Genomic DNA, 16682 nt, shown 5'->3' with positions numbered 1-16682 from the left:
GGAGAGGAACAGGTAGCGTGCATCCGATGGAAGATCCACCGCGGCGGGGCCGGCCCCCGCTGGCCGACACCGCGGATCTGCGCGCCAAGGCGTTCGGCGTCATCCTGCGCCTGGGATACCAGCAGTCCTCCATGAGCCGCATCGCCAACGAGCTGGGAGTCAGCGTGCGGACGCTGCACCGCTATTTCCCGGCGAAGGCGGACATCGTCTGGGGCGGCATCGAGACTTCGCTGGAGGCCCTCGGCCGGGGACTGCGTCACGCCGACCGCCAGCTGCCCCTCATCGAGGCGATCACCGCCGTCGTTGTGGCTGTCTTTGACCAGAACGAGGAGGAAATCCCGGTCGATCGGGCCCGCCTCCGGCTGATCGCCACGACGCCCGAGCTGCGGGCCGCCCGCACGGAGACCTACGAGCTGTGGAGGGAGGAAATTTCCGAATTCATTGGCGCCAGGCTGGGCTCGCCGGCCGGCAGCCTCACGCCCCGGGTGATGGGGGCGGCTGTGCAGACGACGGTCTCCGAGGCCCTGGCCTGGTGGGCGCTGCACGACGCCGCCGACAGTCCCCGTGACGTTGTCGCCCGGGCACTTCGGGGCTTCGACGCCGTGACCGCACTCCCGCCAGGGTCCCGGGAGCGGTGATGATTGAGGTGCATCCGGCCACGGCCGACCGGTTCGAACACGTTTCAGCCATCCTGTCACCGGGAAGTCCGGAATCCGACGCGTGCTGGTGCCTGAGCTACCGGATTCCCAGCGCGGAGTTCCACGCCCTGACCGGTCCGGAACGTCCGGCCCGGCTTCGCCGCTGCGCGGAGGAGGGCACACCGCCCGGAGTCATTGCCTACGACGACGGTGAGCCGGCGGGCTGGTGCTCGGTCAACCCCCGCGCCAGCCACCACAGGCTGACACGCTCACGGACCATTCCGACCGTGGACGAGGTCCCGGTGTGGAGTGTGGTGTGCTTCGTTGTCCGGCCCCCGTTCCGCCGCCGGGGCATCTCACGTCATCTGCTCGACGGCGCCATCGAGTACGCCCGGTCCCGCGGCGCTCCGGCACTGGAGGGCTATCCCATCGACCCCGGCGGCCGCCGGATCAGCGCCGCCCTCGCCTACACGGGCACGACCGGACTGTTTGAAGCGGCAGGTTTCGAGCGCGTGCTGGAGACGACGTCGAAATCCGGCGGCAGGACGCGCTGGCTGATGCGGCTGATGCTGAGCTGATTCGCCCGGACCAGTCGCGGGCGTGGGGGCCACCAATTCCACGGGCGGATGGTTCGGGCCTCGCGGCCTCGCCTCGATCGTCTTCGCGCTCCTGGCAATCGAGGAGCTCGGCGGGTCGGAGGTGGTGGGCACCGCAATTTCAGCCGTCACCTTCACCGTGCTGCTCAGCGTGCTCGCGCACGGCATCTCGGCGGGACCCATCGGAGAACGCTACGCCGCCCGCCACGGGGACAGTGAACCGGCAGACGAGGATCCCCGTCCTCGATCGCGGCGCCGGATCGACTAAGCGGCAGCCCACTGGATCCCTTGTGCTGCAAAGAGCCACGGGTCATCGGGGAAGGGGCAGCTCCCGGAGTTGCCGGCGGGAGGTAATACCGACCTTGCGGAAGATGCTGCGCAGATGGGCGTCAATCGTGCGGGGGCTGAGAAAGAGCTCTGTAGCCACTTCGCGGGAGGTTGCGCCGGTGGCCACCAAACGCGCGATGTGCACCTCCTGGGCAGTGAGCGCATCGGCCGGCTGAGCGGTCCGCTTGCGCGGGTGCTCGCCGGTGGCGCGCAGTTCGCGGGCCGCGCGGGCGGCGAACGCCTCCGCGCCCATGTCCAACAGCAGCCCGTGCGCGGTGCGGAGCTGTTCGCGGGCGTCCTGCCGACGACCCTCACGGCGAAGCCACTCGCCGTAGACGAGGTGGGTGCGGGCCAGATGGGAGGCCATCCGGCAGCGGGCGAGCTGCTCGATCGCCTCGCGGTACTGCTCTTCGGCGGCCGGCCCGGTGCTGCTCAGTGCTTGTGAACGCGCCGCCAGACCGAGCCCCCACGGGGTGCCGCTGGCGAGGGCCCGGGAGGTGAGCTGCTCCAGCGCTTCGGCCGCACTCTCCGGCCGGCCGGAACGGCAGGCCGCTTCAATAAATTCAGAATGGGCGAGGTTGTTGAACCTCCACGCTTCGGATTCAAAGGCCCGTTTCGCCGCGGCATAAGCCGCAGGGTAATCACCCAAGCCGTTGTGCAGCACGGCCATGGCGTACTGCGCCAAGGATCCCTCGGTGTCGTGCGCAGGTCCGGCCTTCCGGACAATGGCCGCGTGGACCTCGGCGGTCTCGGTTGGACGGCCGCGCCAGGCAGAGAGGGCGAGCTGCGCGTGGAGCAAAGGCACAGCCCCTGTCGCTGCCGCGAATGCGTTCTGCTCGGCAGCCCGGGCGAGCTCACCGGAGAGCACCAGCATGATGGACTGGCCGAGAAGCGCGGCCGGGAGTGTGGCCAGGGCGCCGACTTCCCGGGTCAATCTGACATTACGGATTGCCAGCGAGTGAAGTGACTCGTCGTCGAACACCGACATCGCAGTTCGGCTGGCGAGCCACCCCCATCGGCAGCCGTTGGTGCCGTCCACCGCGTCAGCATCCGGCTCGTGAACGAAGGCCTCCAACGCCCTCCGCCGTCCCGGCACGCCGGCCGTATAACCCTGCGTGAACGTCGCCACCAGCCCATCAAGCAGCAGATCCACCGGCCTCTGCGGCCATGACGGGGCTGGCGCCGTCCGGGCGGCCTCGGTAACCTCCGGGATGGTACGGCCGCGGCTGAAGTTGCCGGTGACAATCGCCGCTTCGAGCGCGTGCAGGTAGGTCTCGCGGGACAGCGCCGGATCCAGCGGGGCGAGGCTCCGGGCGGCGTCCAGCAACAGTCCAGGCCCGTCGCCGTCCCTCACGAGATGAAACGCGATCCGGGCGCGCAGCAGTTCAAGGCGTGCCTGCTGTAAGGCATCGAGCGGACCGGCCCCGGCGACCCTCAGCAGTTCCAAGGCAGCCTCGGACGCACCAGCCTCCTGCTTGGCATGCGCAGCCTCCAGCGCCCGGCCCGCACGGACGGCAGGATCAGGGGTCAGCTTGGCCGCCTGCTCCATGAACGCCGCTGAAGCGGCCAGCCCGCCGCGGGCCCGCGCCCGGCCGGCCGAGCGCACCAGCTCAGCGGCGGCATCCTCATCCATGCCCAGCACCGCCTGTGCACGGTGCCAGGCGCGCCGCTCAGGGTCTGCGTCCGAATCCGTGGCGGCAGCCAGCGCGCCGTGCGCACGGCGACGCTCCAGCGGGGTGGCCGCCCGATAAATCGCCGAACGCACCAGGGGATGACGAAACCGCACCTGGGTATCGATCGCCAGAAGTCCGGCGGCTTCCGCGAACCCGGCCGCTTCGAGGTCGATCCCCAAGTGCGCGGCCGCACGGCGCAGCAGCGCCACCTCGCCGGTCGGATCGACCGCGGCGACCAGCAGTAACGCTTGCGTCGGCGCCGGCAGGCTCTCTGAGCGGCGCCGAAAGGCGTCCTCGATCCGGTGCGTGGTGCCCGGCAGCTCGGGCAGCTCGAACCCGCCGGCCAGCCAGGCCGCCGGCGCGCTTCGGGCCAACTCCATTAGCGCCAGAGGGTTGCCACAGGCCTCGGCGATGACACGGTCCCGCACCCCGCTGTCCAGCGGTGCGTGGACGGCCGCGACCAGCAATGCCCGCGCGTCGGTCTCGTCGAGCCCAACCAGGCAGACGACAGGTATACCGTCGAACATGCCCATGTCGCGGTCAACGGGGTCCCGCAGCGCGAACACCAGCGCCATCCGCTCGGCCGCCACCCGCCGCGCCACGAACGTGAGGACCTGCGCGGATGCCTCGTCCAGCCACTGGGCATCGTCGACCAGGCACAGCAGTGGCCCTTCCTCGGCGACCTCGGCCAACAGATTGAGGATGGCCAGCCCCACCAGGAACCGGTCCGGAACCGTACCGCTTTGCTGCCCGAACGCCACGCCCAGAGCGGTCCGCTGCGGCTCGGGCAGGGCACCAACGTGGTCCAGGAGAGGTGCACACAACTGATGCAGGCCGGCAAAAGCGAACTGCGTCTCGGACTCCACCCCGACCGAGGACACCACCCGGAACCCCGAGCTCTCCGCCGCGCCGCTGACGTGCTCCAGCAGCACCGTTTTACCGATACCCGCTTCCCCGCGCACCACGATTGCCCCGCTTAGCCCGGCCCGTGCCCGGGAGAGGAGGTTATCGACTGCTGCGCGCTCGGCGCGCCGACCCAGGAACTCCACCAGTGCCGCTCCCTTCACAGCATGCCGCACAGCTTGTCGGCACCTATTAGGCCATTCCCACCCGCATTAGGCAATTCCCACCCACGCAAACGAAGTCGATCAGACCCAAGCCGGTAGGCAGAAGCCGGCGGAAACGCAGCAACTTCCACCGACGCGAAGGCACCTCCGCCGGTGGGAATCTGAAGACACGGTTTCTGTTGGGGCAGGTTCAAAATCGCACTAATCCACCACCCGCACCAGAAAGAGGTCCCAAATCATGAACCCTATTCAGGAACTAGTCATCAACTTCCAGGAGCTTGCGGCTCAGGTCCCCGAGATCGTCCGGCCCTTCATCGTGATGCTGGCCGGGGCCGTTCCGTTCATCGAGACCGAGGGGGCCTCCGTGATCGGCCTACTCGGCGGCCTCAACCCTATCGTTGCCGGAATCGCCGCCGCCGTCGGCAATTTCCTGAGCGTGGTCCTTGTGGTGCTCTTCACGTCGCGGGCCCGCACGGCCGTCACGAACCGCAACAGGGGCCGAGTCGAGATGCCTCTGGGCGCTGCGCGCGTCCCGGCCTCCCCGGGTTCCGGCGGTGCCACTGTGCTCGAGGAGACGGCTCCGGCCAAGCCCGAGTCCAAGGGCCGGCAGCGCTTCATGAAGTGGCTCGTCCGCTTCGGCGTCCCCGGCGCGAGCATCCTGGGTCCGCTCGCGATCCCGACCCAGTTCACCTCCGCGATTCTCGTCGCCGGCGGAACCTCCCGAGGCTGGGTACTGCTCTGGCAGGGGGTGGCGATCGTCCTTTGGACGACCGTCGCCACCGTGTCATTCTGGGCGGCCCTTACCTTCGTCGTCGGGGTCTAAACCAGTGGCAGCCCGGACCTCCCCGGGGTCCGGGCTGCCCTCTGAAAGGAACACCATGGCACCGCATAAGACACTGAAGCCAGGAGACGGCCATACGCTGCCGCGCTTTCGCTGGTGGCAGCTGTTCACCCGTTCCCTGCTGCACCTGCACCTCTCCGGCGAAGACGGGGAGCTGCAGACCTGGTCCGTTGATGTTCGGCACGGCGGTGATGAGGATGGGGAGGCATATGTGCGGCTCTACCGCAACGGCATCAATAGAGCCCAATCTTCGCTCCCTGCATCATTCCCGGTGCCGGGCGGAACCATCGAGGTTGAGGTCAGCGGCTTCGGACTCAAACGCAGCCACTACGTAAGGCATGACGGCTCGGAACAGCAGCTGGTACCTGATCCCGCCTCAGCCGAAGGCCGGCGTGCCCGCCTGCAGCAAACCAACCCGGCGCTGAGCCGTGGTGTGGGCGCCGCGTCGGTGATCGTCCTTTTGTTCGCACTCGTGCTGGGCGTGCCCCAGGCCGTCGAACAGATCACGCTGTTCCCACCCATCGCGGAGAACGTGGGCACGTTTTACAGCCCCTTCACCCTTCCGGCTACAGCGAACATCGGGCTTGTCCTGGCAACGCTCGCAGCGAGCACGGAGCGGGCACTCCGGCTGCGATATAACCGCATCCTTGACGGCGGCTTTTTCGGAGGCGATGACTAGGTTGCTTTACGGCACTTTAAACGACAAAAGCCCGGCAGAACTTTCGTTCCGCCGGGCTATTTGTCGGGTTGACAGGATTTGAACCTGCGACCCCCTGACCCCCAGTCAGGTGCGCTACCAAGCTGCGCCACAACCCGTTACCCGACCGGTTTGTTTCCGGCCGAACCAACTCGAATACTCTACATCATTGCTGCCGCTTTCCCGAATCGGGAACGCCCCGGAGGCCACACCGGCCTCCGGGGCACCACGGGGACTAGCGGCTCATCTTGCCGCGCTTTTCACGGACACGCATGTTGACCTCGATGGGAGTGCCTTCGAAGCCGAACGTCTCACGCAGGCGGCGGGTGATGAACCGGCGGTAGCCCGGGTCCAGGAAGCCGGTGGTGAAGAGCACGAACTTCGGCGGGCGGGAGGACGCCTGGGTGCCGAAGAGGATGCGGGGCTGCTTGCCGCCGCGCACCGGGTGCGGATGGGCCGCGACAAGCTCGCCCAGGAAGGCGTTGAGCTTGCCGGTGGGGATGCGCTTGTCCCAGCTCTCCAGAGCGGTGTCCAGAGCGGGAACGAGCTTGTCCTTGTGCCAGCCGGTCATGGCTGAGATGTTCACGTGCGGGGCCCACTCAACGTGGGCCAGGTCGCGCTCGATCTCGATCTGCAGGTAGCGGCGGCGTTCGTCGTCGAGCAGGTCCCACTTGTTGAAGGCCAGCACCAGGGCGCGGCCGGACTCGATGGCGAGCTGCAGGATGCGGACATCCTGCTCGCTGAGGACTTCGTCCACGGCCAGGAGCACGACGGCGACCTCGGCCTTCTCCAGGGCGGACTGGGTACGCAGCGAGGCGTAGAAATCGGCGCCCTGGGCCATGTGCTGGCGGCGGCGGATACCGGCGGTATCCACGAAGCGCCAGGTGCGGCCGCCGAGCTCGATGAGCTCATCAACCGGATCGCGGGTGGTGCCGGCGGTGTCGTCAACGACCACGCGCTCGGTACCGGCCAGCTTGTTCAGCAGCGAGGACTTGCCCACGTTCGGGCGGCCGATCAGGGCAATGCGGCGCGGGCCGCCGGTCTTGTCCAGTCCGCCGTAGGCGGAGTACTCGGGCAGCACGTCCATCATGGCGTCAAGCATGTCGGCGGTGCCGCGGCCGTGCAGGGCCGAAACGGGGTACGGCTCGCCGAAGCCGAGGCCCCAGAGCTGTGAGGCGTCGGCCTCGTTCTGGATGTCATCGACCTTGTTGGCGACGACGACAACGGGCTTGCCCTTGCCGCGGAGCATCCGCACCACGGCTTCGTCGGTGGCGGTGATGCCGACCGTGGCGTCAACCACGAGCAGCACGGCGTCAGCGACGTCGACGGCAACTTCGGCCTGGCCGGCCACGCGGGCATGGATGCCGCGGGCGTCGTGCTCCCAGCCGCCGGTGTCGACAAGCGTGAAGTTCACGCCGTTCCAGGTGGCCGGGTAGGCCACGCGGTCACGGGTAACACCGGGGGTGTCCTCGACGACGGCTTCGCGGCGGCCCAGGATACGGTTCACCAGGGTGGACTTGCCGACGTTCGGCCGTCCCACGATCGCAACGACGGGATCCTGGCGCAGCGGCGCGTCTTCGTCGTATTCGTCGAAGCCGCCGGCCAGCAGGGCAGCGTCGTCTTCGTCGAGTTCGTAGTCGTCCAGACCGGAGCGCAGCGTTGAGGCGCGCAGCTCGGCTTCGGCGTCGTCCATGTTGGCCAGGCGTTCGTTAACCTGGTCCTCTCCGGCCGGAATGTACTCTTCCTGGCCCGTCTCGTCGCCGGCGGTGCCGGAATATGAGGAGTTAGTCATTTTTGCTTTCTTTCCGTTGAGGTCTGCAGCACTGCAAGCAGGCCGTCGCCGGACAGTTCAGCCCGGTAAGTGTTTTGAGGGGTTCCGCGGGTGCTAACACCGCAGTTCCACCTGTCCATTGAAACACGTACGGCACCGGCAGGGCATTTGGCCCTTCCGGTGCACGTCCGCGAGGTTATCCTCCGTGTATCCCCCGTGGGGGCTTAGTGTGTGCTGGCGTACACCACGTCCAGCACGGCCTGGACGGTTTCTTCAAAGTCCAGGTCGGAGGAATCGATGGTGACCACGCCGTCGGCCGCCTGCTGGAAATTCACCACTGTGGAATCCTTGGCGTCACGCGTGAGCACCTGTTCCTTCAGCGCCGCGGCGCTCTGCGTGCCGCCCAGCTGTACGCCGCGGCGGCGAAGCCGGGCTTCCTCGGAGGCGGTGAGCAGGATGCGCACTTCGGCGTGGGGCGCGACGACGGTGGTGATGTCCCGGCCCTCGGCCACAATCCGCAGGCCGGAGTCGGCGATCAGCTGCTGCTGGCGGCGGACCAGCTCGGCGCGCGCGCCCAGCGTGGTCGCGACGGCACTCACCGAGGAGGACACCGACGGCTCGCGGATGGCGTCCGTCACGTCGCGGCCGCTGACGCGGACCCACTCGGCATCCGGGGAGGTGCTGAGGTCAATGTCGGCGTTGCGGGTGGCGGCTTCAACAGCCACGGCATCCGTGAGATCGATGCCGGCCTCCATGCAGTAGAGCGTTACCGCCCGGTACATGGCGCCGGTGTCGAGGTACGCCGCATGAAGCCGGCGCGCGGCTTCCCGGCTGATGCTGGATTTCCCCGATCCCGAGGGACCGTCGATGGCCACCACCAGGGGCTTTCCCAGCCGGAACAGGGCCGGATTACGTTCTGTGCTCACTCCACTACCTTCCACCCGCGGGCGCTTAATTCATGCACCAAGTTGTGCACGCGGCTGGGCAGCACGGATATTTCCGCCCGCCCCACCTGCTGGCCGGAGGAATGCTCCAGCCGAAGATCTTCCAGGTTCACGCCGATCTCGCCGATCTCCGTGAGGAGCCGGGCGATCTGCCCCGGAGTGTCATCCACCAGGACGGTGAAGCTGACGAAAGACTGCGGCGGCGCGCCGTGCTTGCCCGGAATCCGGGCCTGCCCGGTGTTGCCTTCCGAAATCAGCTGGGCCATGTCCAGCCGGGCGCCGTCGGCCACCGGGTCCTCCAGGGTGGAGATGAGCCGGTTCAGGTCATCGCGCACGCCGTAGAGGATTTCCACCAGCCGTGGAGCGTTCCCGGTGAGGATCTGCACCCACAGCTTGGGATCGCTCGCCGCGATCCGCGTGACATCGCGCAGGCCGTTGCCGGCCAGCGCCATCGCCTGCGCGGGTGTCTCCTGCAGCCGGCTGGCCACCAGCGAGGACATGATCTGCGGCAAATGCGAGACCAAGGCCACCGACTGGTCGTGGTCCTCGGCACTCATGCGCGAAACCACCGCACCGAGATCAATGGCCAGCGCCTCCGCGCATTTGACCGCCTGCGGCGAGCTTTCAACGCTGGCGCAGATGACCCAGGGCATGGAGGTGAACAGCTCGCCGAGCGCGGCAACCGGCCCGGACTTTTCCCGCCCCGCCATGGGATGGGTGCCCACGTAGCGGCTCAGGTCCGCACCGGAGGCGCGCAAGTCCGCGAGGACCGCGCCCTTGACGCTGGCAATGTCCACGACGACGGCGTCGGGCCAGTCCTTGAGCGCCTGCCGAACCAGCGAGGCGGTGACATCCGGGGGCGCGGCGACAACAACGAGTTCAGGCGCAAAGCCCTCCTCCACCGTTTCGAGCAGCCGGCCGGCACCGATGTCCCGGGCCACCGCCGCCGTCGACGGCGAGATGTCCGACAACGCGACGTCGACATCCTGCGCGCGCAGCCCCAGCCCAATGCTGGTGCCGAGCAGGCCGGTGCCGATCACCAGGACGGGACCGGTCAGGTGCGTGGCGGAACCCTGTGCCGCGCCCACTGCCTAAAGGCCTACGGAGGCCAGCAGGTGGCCAACTTCCGTGCGGCCCAGCACGCGGATGCTGCCTTGGCGCTGGTCGTTCACGCGGATCGGTCCCACCTGGGTGCGGACCAGACGCTCGACCGGGTGGCCGACGGCGTCGAACAGGCGGCGCACGATGCGGTTGCGGCCCGAGTGCAGGACAACCTCAACGAGCAGGTGACCCGGTGTGGAGTCCACCAGTTTGAAGGAGTCAACGTTGGCGAAGCCGTCCTCCAGGTCCAGGCCTTCACGCATCTGGGCGCCGACGCCGTGGGCCATCGGCCCGCGGACCTGCACCAGGTAGGTCTTGGGAACCTCGTAAGACGGGTGCGTGAGGCGGTTAGCCAGCTCGCCGTCGTTGGTCAGGAGCAGCAGACCCTCGGTGTTGGTGTCCAGGCGTCCCACATGGAACAGGCGCTCGTGCTTGTTGGTGTTCTTCAGGAAGTCGCTGATGCACGGGCGGCCCTCGGGGTCGTCCATGGTGCAGACCACGCCGTTGGGCTTGTTGAAGACGTAGTACTTCAGGTTCTCGTCCAGCTGCAGGCGCATGCCGTCGACGTGGACGGTGACGTTCTGCGGATCCACGCGGACGCCGACCTCGGTGACGACTTCGCCGTCGACCTCTACGCGGCCTTCGCGGATCATGTCTTCGCAGACGCGGCGGGAGGCGACGCCGGCCTGGGCCATGACCTTCTGCAGGCGGATGCCCTCGGGGTCGTGGTGCTCGGAGATGGTGGGCTTGGCCGGGCGGCGGGTGTTGGTCTTCTTGACCGCTCCCAGGTTCTGCCCGAAGCGTTCGTTGCGGAACGCGCGGTCTCCGGCCTTGCGCTGACCGGCCTGGGGCCCGCCGGTGCGGGAGGAACCGCCGCCCTTGGTGCCGTACGGCTTGGCGGATTTGGGCGCGCCGGCCTTGTAGCCCTCGGGCTTGAACTGGCCGGAGCCGGCGGGCTTGGAGGCGCCGGAGCCCTTGCCGTCAAAGGCCTTCGAGGCAGCGGAGCGGAACTTCGCGGGACGGTTTTCCGGAGTTTCTTCGCGGGCACGGTAGCCGTTGGCGCGGAACTCACCGGCGCTCATTTCGGAATCGCGGGGTCCGCCGGAGCGGCCGCCGGCGCGCGGAGCACCGGTGCGGGAGCCGGCAGGCTTGGAGCCCTTGCCGAAGGACTTGCCGCCGGCTGCTCCCCCGCTGCGCGGGTTGTTGCGGCCTGATCCGGATCCGGAGCGGGGTGCCTGTGTCATCAAAAGTCCTTCGGGTGTAGCGGTTAGTAAGTAGTGTCTTCAAATTCAGCCAGGTTTTCCAGCCCGGGCAGGTGCGGTGCGAGCCGCGGAAGTTCATTGAGGTCGCCCAGTCCGAGCCGTTCCAAGAAGTACGGCGTGGTCCGGTACATCATTGAGCCTGTCTCGGCTTCCACACCGGCTTCGTCGATGAGTCCGCGCTGGACCAGGGTCCGGGCAACGGAGTCAACGTTGACGCCCCGGATGGCTGATACCCGCGCCCTGGATACAGGTTGCCGGTAGGCAATCACTGCCAGGGTTTCCAGGGCTGCCTGAGTCAAACGTGAACTCTGGCTGCCCAGGACGAACTTCGAGACCGCGGGTGCAAACTCGGCGCGGGAGTAGATCCGCCAGCCGCCGGCCACATCCCGCAGTTCAAAACCTCGCTTTGAAGTAAAACCACGTACTGTGCCACCGGGTCCTCCCCCAGTATAACCGTCATACTCACGCCGCAATTCCGTCAGGGTGTCCTGGACGGCGGCGGCGGGGACATCCAGGACGACGGCGAGCTCCGCTGCCGTGACCGGCTCGTCGACCACCATCAGCACCGCTTCGACCGCGGCCCTGAGCTCTTCGGGTGCGGAATGAGGCGCTTCGGCCTCACCTGCTGGGTTCTGCTGCATGCTCCTCCAAGGACTCGGGAATGTCGGCCGGCTCGTGCCCGGGATTCCTTCCGGGTTTCACCGGCCAGGCGCCGGGTGCCGCTGCCCAGGCGATGAGCAGCTCGCCCAGCGGATCGGGCTGGTCGAAGGACACGGCACCGTCCCGGAACAATTCCAGGAGCGCCAGGAAACGGGCCACCGCAACCGAGCTGGCGGCGTCGTCCACCAATGCCGTAAAGGTGAGCGATCCCGCGGCCATCAGCCGATGTGCCACGATGTCTGCCTGTTCCCGCACGCTCACTTTGGGGGCGTGCAGGTGGGCCAGCCCCACGGTGGTGGGCGGCGGTTCCCGCGGAGTGAGCGCCTTGGTTGCCAGGGCAGCGAAGTCCTCCGGGCCGGTGCGCCAGATGAGGTCCGGAAGCATGGCGGCGAAGTGCGGCTCGAGGGCAACCTGCCGGGGGAAGCGCTCGGCTTCATCGACCAGCCGGGCATCCAGGATGGCCGCGATCTGCTTGAATGCCCGGTATTGCAGGAGCCGGGCGAACAGCAGGTCGCGCGCTTCGAGCAAGGCGACATCTTCGGCGTCGTCAATGTCTCCGGCCGGCAATAACCGGGCCGCCTTCAGGTCCAGGAGTGTGGCAGCAATCACCAGGAATTCGCTGGCCTCATCCAGGGCCCAGGACTGACCGTCAGCGTTGAGGTCCCGAATGTAGCCGATGAAATCGTCGGTGACGGCAGCCAGGGCAATTTCGGTGATGTCCAGCTCGTGCTTGGAAATCAGCCCCAGCAGGACATCGAACGGTCCGGTGAAGTTCTGCAGCCGGACCCGGAATCCGCCGCGGACAGCCGGGGCGGATTCCTGGTCGGGTGCTGTGCCGGGTGCTGTGCCGGGTGCTGTGCCGGCCGGGACTGTCGGATCTGCCGGCCCCGCCGGTGATGCTGCGGTGCCGGCCGGGGCGGAACTGGGTTCCACGAGCGTTAGGGGGCGCCGCCGCGGGAGATCAGTTCCTTGGCGAGGCGGCGGTAGGAATCAGCGCCGGGATGGTTGCCCGCGTAGGTGGTGATCGGCTCGGCGGCCACGGTGGCGTCTGCAAACTTGATGGTCCGCTTGATGACTGTTTCGAAGACCTTGTCGCCAAACGCTTCCACCAGGCGGGAGATGACTTCGCGGCTGTGCAGGGTACGCGCGTCGTACATGGTGGCGAGGACACCGTCGATCTGCAGCCCCGGATTCAGCCGATCCTGGACCTTCTCGATGGTTTCCACCAGCAGGGCAACGGCACGCAGGGCGAAGAACTCGCAGATCAGCGGGATGATGACGCCGTGCGCCGCGGTGAGGGCGTTGACCGTCAGCAGGCCCAGGGAGGGCTGGCAGTCGATGAGGATGACGTCGTAGTCGTCGGCGACCTTGCGGAGAGCGCGTTCCAGGACCTGCTCGCGGGCAACCTCGTTGACCAGCTGCACTTCGGCGGCGGAGAGGTCGATGTTGGCGGGAAGCAGGTCGATGTTCTCGATGCCCGTTTGGTGGATCGCCTCGCGGATATCCACCTTGCGGTCCATCAGCACGTTGTAGACCGTGAGGTCCAGTTCGTGCGGATTGGTGCCCAGTCCGGCGGAAAGCGCGCCCTGCGGATCGAAGTCCACAAGGAGAACCTTGCGGCCGGCTTCGGCCAGTGCGGCACCGAGGTTGATGGTGGACGTGGTCTTACCCACGCCGCCCTTCTGGTTGACCATGGCGATGATCCGGGCCGGACCGTGGGAGCTGAGTACCGGAGCTTCGGGGAATTCCGTCAGCGGGCGTCCGGTCGGTCCCATAACGGAATCGACTGCGTCCTGTGTTGCGTCCTGCAGAGTTGTTGAACTCTGATCGCTGCTCACGTAATAATCCACGCTTCCGTCTCTAGCTTTCATGCGGGCTGTCCTTGTCAAGATTACAACCGTGCAACACCTATACGGCGAATCGGCGCCGCGGAGCGCCGCGAGCCTTGACTCTCAGCTAGAGGTCGAACCTTGGGTGCAGGCGGGGTGGAGACGGGTGCAGACGGGGTGCGCCGTTCGCAGCATGTCCTCCCCCGGACGGCTCGCGGGGGCCGTCCAAGCTGGCTGCCCGCGCCGGTTCCTCGAGCCGGTTCCCCGAGCTTTCCCGGAACTTTCCCGGAGTTTCCCGAATCCGCATGGACCCGAAGCTTTCCCTGATCCGCATGGACCCGGGCTTCGTTTTCGCCAGACCTGCGAATCCAGCTTCTGAACCCGTCCCTGTCACTGGCTCCGATCGGGGTCTCGTCGCGTTCCGGTTTGCTGCCACTTTGGAAGATCCCTGCCGATCCGCAGTGGCAGGGATCTTCCAAACCGGTCGATTTATACCAAACCGGAGGGTTTTAGTCGGCCGGAGGGATTCAGCCGGCGGGACGGACAGTCGTCTGGAGGGATTCAGCCGGCCGGAGGGACCAGTCAACCGCGGGGATTCAGCCGGCGGGCAAGGAGCTCTAGGGCGGATGCCTGGGGTTAGGCACTGAGCGATTAGCCACAACTGATGATCGGGATTCCCTTCCGCACTGGTTCCCACTCTTTGAGCATTGGTGTTGCCCCTGCGCTCACACCAGCCTCATAAGTGCACAAACAGTGGGAACCCGTGCGCCCTGGATGGTTCGATGGGCGAAAAGTAGCTCCCAGGGTGCAGATTTGGTGACTTGGCGAGGGACCCGTGCGCCGAACGGGCAGGCATGGTGACTTCGCGGCCCCGAAAGCCGCCATATCTTCCGGGGCCAGCTAATTTCTGCTGCCACTCTGGGAAATCCTGCCACTCTGGAAGATCCCTGCCGATCCGCAGTGGCAGGGATCCACCGAACCGGTCGAATTATTCCAAACCGGAGGGATCTTCCAAACCGGAGGGAGCCGCGTGCCGGAGGGATGCCGCGTGCCGGAGGGATCTACCAAACCGGAGGGATTTCCGGCCGGGGCCACGCCTTGCCGGCCCGAGCCTTGCCTCCAGGCTGACGCTATCCGCGCTGGAAGAGGTTGAGAATATTGCCCTCGGTGTCGGTGAACCAGGCAGCCTTTCCCACGGGCATGACCACAAGGCCGTTTTCCGTCGTCAGTCCAGGGAAGTCGTAGTCCTCGAATTCGACGCCGCGGCTCCGCAGGTTGGCCATATCGCCCTCGATGTCACTGGTTTCCCACCCCATCGCAGTGTTCTTGGCGCTGCCAGCATTGTCGGTCTTGTAGAGCAGGAAGGTTGTTCCGTCCCCGCAGTGGAAAAGGAGGTTTTCCTCGTCCATGCTGTCCGGCGGATCCAGTTGAAGCACGTTCCGGTAGAAATTACTGGCCCTGGTCATATCCGCCGCAGGGAGGACGGCCATAGTGTTGAGGTCCTTCAGCAATTTGATCACTCCTAAGTTGCAGTCCCGGGGTTGCGCCTCCCCCGGGCGTGGTCCTCAAGGCCGGATGTCCACTTTTTCCGCCGCGCAATCCGCCGTGCATCCCCCAAGTCCCGGGCTCTTCGGCGGGTACCTGTGAAACCCGTGGAAGGGGCTGCACAGGGTGATACTGCAATTATGAGCGCCGCGCGGAGCCCTCGACAGACTTCTCGGCAACTCATTCCGCCCACCCGCAAACGGCACCGAAACGCCGCAGGGCGCCCCCCCCCAAATACTGCGGGAGCGCCCTGCGGCACGGGACCGGAGCTTCAGCTCCGGTCCCGGCACGGGTGTTACTGCACGGGAACCCTAGCGGGTGGCCGCAGTTGTCAGTTCCGGCTCGGCTGCGGGAGCAGCGGGCTCGGCGTGGCCGTCATCCATGGTGGACTCGTCGAACGGGCGTTCGCGGTTCAGCACGGCGTTGACCTGTTCCTTGTTGATTTCCTTGGTCCAGGTGCCGATCAGGACGGTGGCGACGGCGTTGCCGGTGAAGTTGGTCAGCGCGCGGGCTTCGGACATGAAGCGGTCGATGCCGACGATCAGGCCGACGCCCTCCACCAGGTCCGGACGGTGCGACTGCAGTCCGCCGGCCAGTGTTGCCAAGCCGGCGCCGGTGACGCCGGCAGCACCCTTGGAGGCAATGATCATAAAGACCAGCAGGGAGATCTGCTCGCCGATTTCCAGCGGCATGTTCATGGCCGAGGCCACGAACAGTGAGGCCATCGTGAGGTAGATGGCAGTGCCATCCAGGTTGAAGGAGTAACCGGTGGGTACGGTCACGCCCACCACCGGCTTGGAGATGCCAAGGTGTTCCATCTTGGCGATCAGGCGGGGCAGTGCAACCTCGGAGGATGAGGTGGAGAAGATCAGCAGGTATTCACGGCCGAGGTAGCGCATGAGCTTGAAGATATTCACGCCGGTGCAGAGCTTGAGCACGCCGCCGAGGACGATGGCGATGAACAGTGCGCAGGTGACGTAGAAGGCGATCATCAGCACTGCCATGCTCTTGATCGCTTCGATGCCGGTTTCGCCGACGACGGCGGCGATCGCACCGAAGGCGCCGATGGGCGCCAGCCACATGATCATGCCCAGAATGCGGAAAACCAGCTTCTGGATCTGTCCGATCAGGGTGAGGATGGGAGCTCCGGTGGAGCCCATCTTCTGCAGGGCGAACCCGACCAGCAGCGCCACGAAGAGGGTCTGCAGGATGCTCTCGCCGGTCAGCGAGGCCAGCAGGGTGGTGGGGATGATGCTCAGGAGGAAGCCGGCCATGCCTTCGGCGTCTTCGGCGACCTTCGGGGCGTCGGCGGCGCTGCCCGCAATGTTCAGGCCCTCGCCCGGGTCAATCAGGTTGCCGACGACCAGGCCGATGGCCAGCGCGAAGGTGGACATGACGATGAAGTAGCCCAGGGCCAGACCGCCGACCTTGCCCACTGTGGCTGCTTTGGCGATCGAGCCGATGCCGAGGACAATTGTGCAGAAGATGACGGGGGCGATCATCATCTTGATGAGGCCGATGAAGGCGGTGCCGACCGGCTTCAGCTCCTTGGCGAAGTCAGGCACTACCAGGCCCAGGGTGGCGCCGAGCACCACCGCGAGAATTACTGCGATGTACAAAAAGTGTGTTCTGTCCTTCTTGCGCGGACTCTTCGGTGAGTCGACGCCTTTGGGAATAGTGGCAGATGCCATGTGTGCTGCTCCTAGGCTTGGTTGCTGATCTCTCCCTGGG

15 protein-coding genes and 1 tRNA gene are annotated in these 16682 nt (G+C 66.6%); 5 read left to right on the top strand and 11 right to left on the bottom strand.

Going from position 1 to position 16682, the window contains the following annotated elements; all coding sequences use genetic code 11:
* Positions 1–26 precede the first annotated feature (26 nt).
* From QNO00_RS11490 to QNO00_RS11480, 3 genes are read left to right on the top strand one after another with little or no spacing between them, the layout of a single operon-like run.
* Positions 27–638 (top strand): acyl-CoA-like ligand-binding transcription factor, encoded by a 612-nt coding sequence (locus tag QNO00_RS11490; RefSeq protein ID WP_229967052.1) that lies wholly within the window; start codon positions 27–29, stop codon positions 636–638.
* Positions 638–1216 (top strand): GNAT family N-acetyltransferase, encoded by a 579-nt coding sequence (locus QNO00_RS11485; RefSeq protein WP_349643482.1) that lies wholly within the window; start codon positions 638–640, stop codon positions 1214–1216. The genes QNO00_RS11490 and QNO00_RS11485 overlap by 1 nt, the downstream gene beginning before the upstream one ends.
* 22 nt (positions 1217–1238) lie before the next feature.
* Positions 1239–1502 carry a hypothetical protein gene (locus QNO00_RS11480; RefSeq protein ID WP_284024599.1) on the top strand — a complete coding sequence of 88 codons (264 nt, stop codon included), beginning with the start codon at positions 1239–1241 and terminating at the stop codon, positions 1500–1502.
* A gap of 42 nt (positions 1503–1544) precedes the next feature.
* Here QNO00_RS11480 and QNO00_RS11475 read toward each other — a convergent pair whose 3' ends face one another.
* Positions 1545–4313 carry an ATP-binding protein gene (locus QNO00_RS11475; protein WP_284024598.1) on the bottom strand — a complete coding sequence of 923 codons (2769 nt, stop codon included), beginning with the start codon at positions 4311–4313 and terminating at the stop codon, positions 1545–1547.
* Between the two features lie 226 nt (positions 4314–4539).
* On the opposite strand from QNO00_RS11475, the gene QNO00_RS11470 reads away from it, so the two are divergent.
* Both QNO00_RS11470 and QNO00_RS11465 read left to right on the top strand, forming a co-directional pair.
* Positions 4540–5124 (top strand): small multidrug efflux protein, encoded by a 585-nt coding sequence (locus tag QNO00_RS11470; protein ID WP_284024597.1) that lies wholly within the window; start codon positions 4540–4542, stop codon positions 5122–5124.
* Between the two features lie 55 nt (positions 5125–5179).
* Positions 5180–5821 (top strand): hypothetical protein, encoded by a 642-nt coding sequence (locus tag QNO00_RS11465; protein WP_229967063.1) that lies wholly within the window; start codon positions 5180–5182, stop codon positions 5819–5821.
* 63 nt (positions 5822–5884) lie between these two features.
* Here QNO00_RS11465 and QNO00_RS11460 read toward each other — a convergent pair.
* The 10 genes from QNO00_RS11460 to QNO00_RS11415 form a co-directional block, all read right to left on the bottom strand.
* Positions 5885–5958 (bottom strand) — tRNA-Pro (locus QNO00_RS11460).
* Positions 5959–6074: 116 nt separating this feature from the next.
* Positions 6075–7631 (bottom strand): ribosome biogenesis GTPase Der, encoded by a 1557-nt coding sequence (gene der / locus QNO00_RS11455; RefSeq protein WP_229967065.1) that lies wholly within the window; start codon positions 7629–7631, stop codon positions 6075–6077.
* Between the two features lie 203 nt (positions 7632–7834).
* Entirely contained in the window at positions 7835–8536 is a 702-nt protein-coding gene (cmk, locus tag QNO00_RS11450) for a (d)CMP kinase (RefSeq protein WP_229967075.1), read from the bottom strand.
* A complete protein-coding gene (locus QNO00_RS11445) occupies positions 8533–9642 on the bottom strand; it encodes a prephenate dehydrogenase (protein WP_284024596.1) in 1110 nt (369 codons plus the stop codon). Before QNO00_RS11445 ends, cmk begins: the two co-directional genes overlap by 4 nt.
* Before the next feature lie 3 nt (positions 9643–9645).
* The gene (locus tag QNO00_RS11440) at positions 9646–10899 is read right to left on the bottom strand and encodes a pseudouridine synthase (protein WP_229967079.1); all 1254 of its coding nucleotides are present in this window, start codon (positions 10897–10899) and stop codon (positions 9646–9648) included.
* A 23-nt stretch (positions 10900–10922) separates the two neighbouring features.
* Positions 10923–11558, bottom strand: a complete 636-nt coding sequence (gene scpB / locus QNO00_RS11435) for an SMC-Scp complex subunit ScpB (protein ID WP_229967081.1) — start codon at positions 11556–11558, stop codon at positions 10923–10925.
* On the bottom strand, positions 11536–12510 hold the full coding sequence (locus QNO00_RS11430) for a segregation and condensation protein A (protein ID WP_442860532.1): 975 nt from the start codon (positions 12508–12510) through the stop codon (positions 11536–11538). Before QNO00_RS11430 ends, scpB begins: the two co-directional genes overlap by 23 nt.
* 5 nt (positions 12511–12515) lie before the next feature.
* Complete coding sequence (locus QNO00_RS11425) at positions 12516–13415, bottom strand: ParA family protein (RefSeq protein ID WP_229967083.1); 900 nt, start codon at positions 13413–13415, stop codon at positions 12516–12518.
* Positions 13416–14536: 1121 nt separating this feature from the next.
* A complete protein-coding gene (locus QNO00_RS11420) occupies positions 14537–14917 on the bottom strand; it encodes a VOC family protein (RefSeq protein WP_229967084.1) in 381 nt (126 codons plus the stop codon).
* Positions 14918–15262: 345 nt separating this feature from the next.
* Entirely contained in the window at positions 15263–16642 is a 1380-nt protein-coding gene (locus QNO00_RS11415; protein ID WP_229967086.1) for a cation:dicarboxylate symporter family transporter, read from the bottom strand.
* Positions 16643–16682 lie beyond the last annotated feature (40 nt).

Origin of the sequence: Arthrobacter sp. zg-Y1219, assembly GCF_030125545.1 — a bacterium.
Taxonomy (GTDB): domain Bacteria; phylum Actinomycetota; class Actinomycetes; order Actinomycetales; family Micrococcaceae; genus Arthrobacter_B.
This window is presented reverse-complemented; position numbering and strand designations above follow the sequence as displayed.

Bases quoted from the DNA above. Each gene is read 5' to 3' on its own strand.
- scpB (WP_229967081.1), bottom strand. From the start codon at position 11,558: ATGCAGCAGAACCCAGCAGGTGAGGCCGAAGCGCCTCATTCCGCACCC.
- QNO00_RS11485 (WP_349643482.1), top strand. From the start codon at position 638: ATGATTGAGGTGCATCCGGCCACGGCCGACCGGTTCGAACACGTTTCA.
- QNO00_RS11465 (WP_229967063.1), top strand. From the start codon at position 5,180: ATGGCACCGCATAAGACACTGAAGCCAGGAGACGGCCATACGCTGCCG.
- QNO00_RS11470 (WP_284024597.1), top strand. From the start codon at position 4,540: ATGAACCCTATTCAGGAACTAGTCATCAACTTCCAGGAGCTTGCGGCT.
- QNO00_RS11440 (WP_229967079.1), bottom strand. From the start codon at position 10,899: ATGACACAGGCACCCCGCTCCGGATCCGGATCAGGCCGCAACAACCCG.
- QNO00_RS11490 (WP_229967052.1), top strand. From the start codon at position 27: ATGGAAGATCCACCGCGGCGGGGCCGGCCCCCGCTGGCCGACACCGCG.
- QNO00_RS11415 (WP_229967086.1), bottom strand. From the start codon at position 16,642: ATGGCATCTGCCACTATTCCCAAAGGCGTCGACTCACCGAAGAGTCCG.
- der (WP_229967065.1), bottom strand. From the start codon at position 7,631: ATGACTAACTCCTCATATTCCGGCACCGCCGGCGACGAGACGGGCCAG.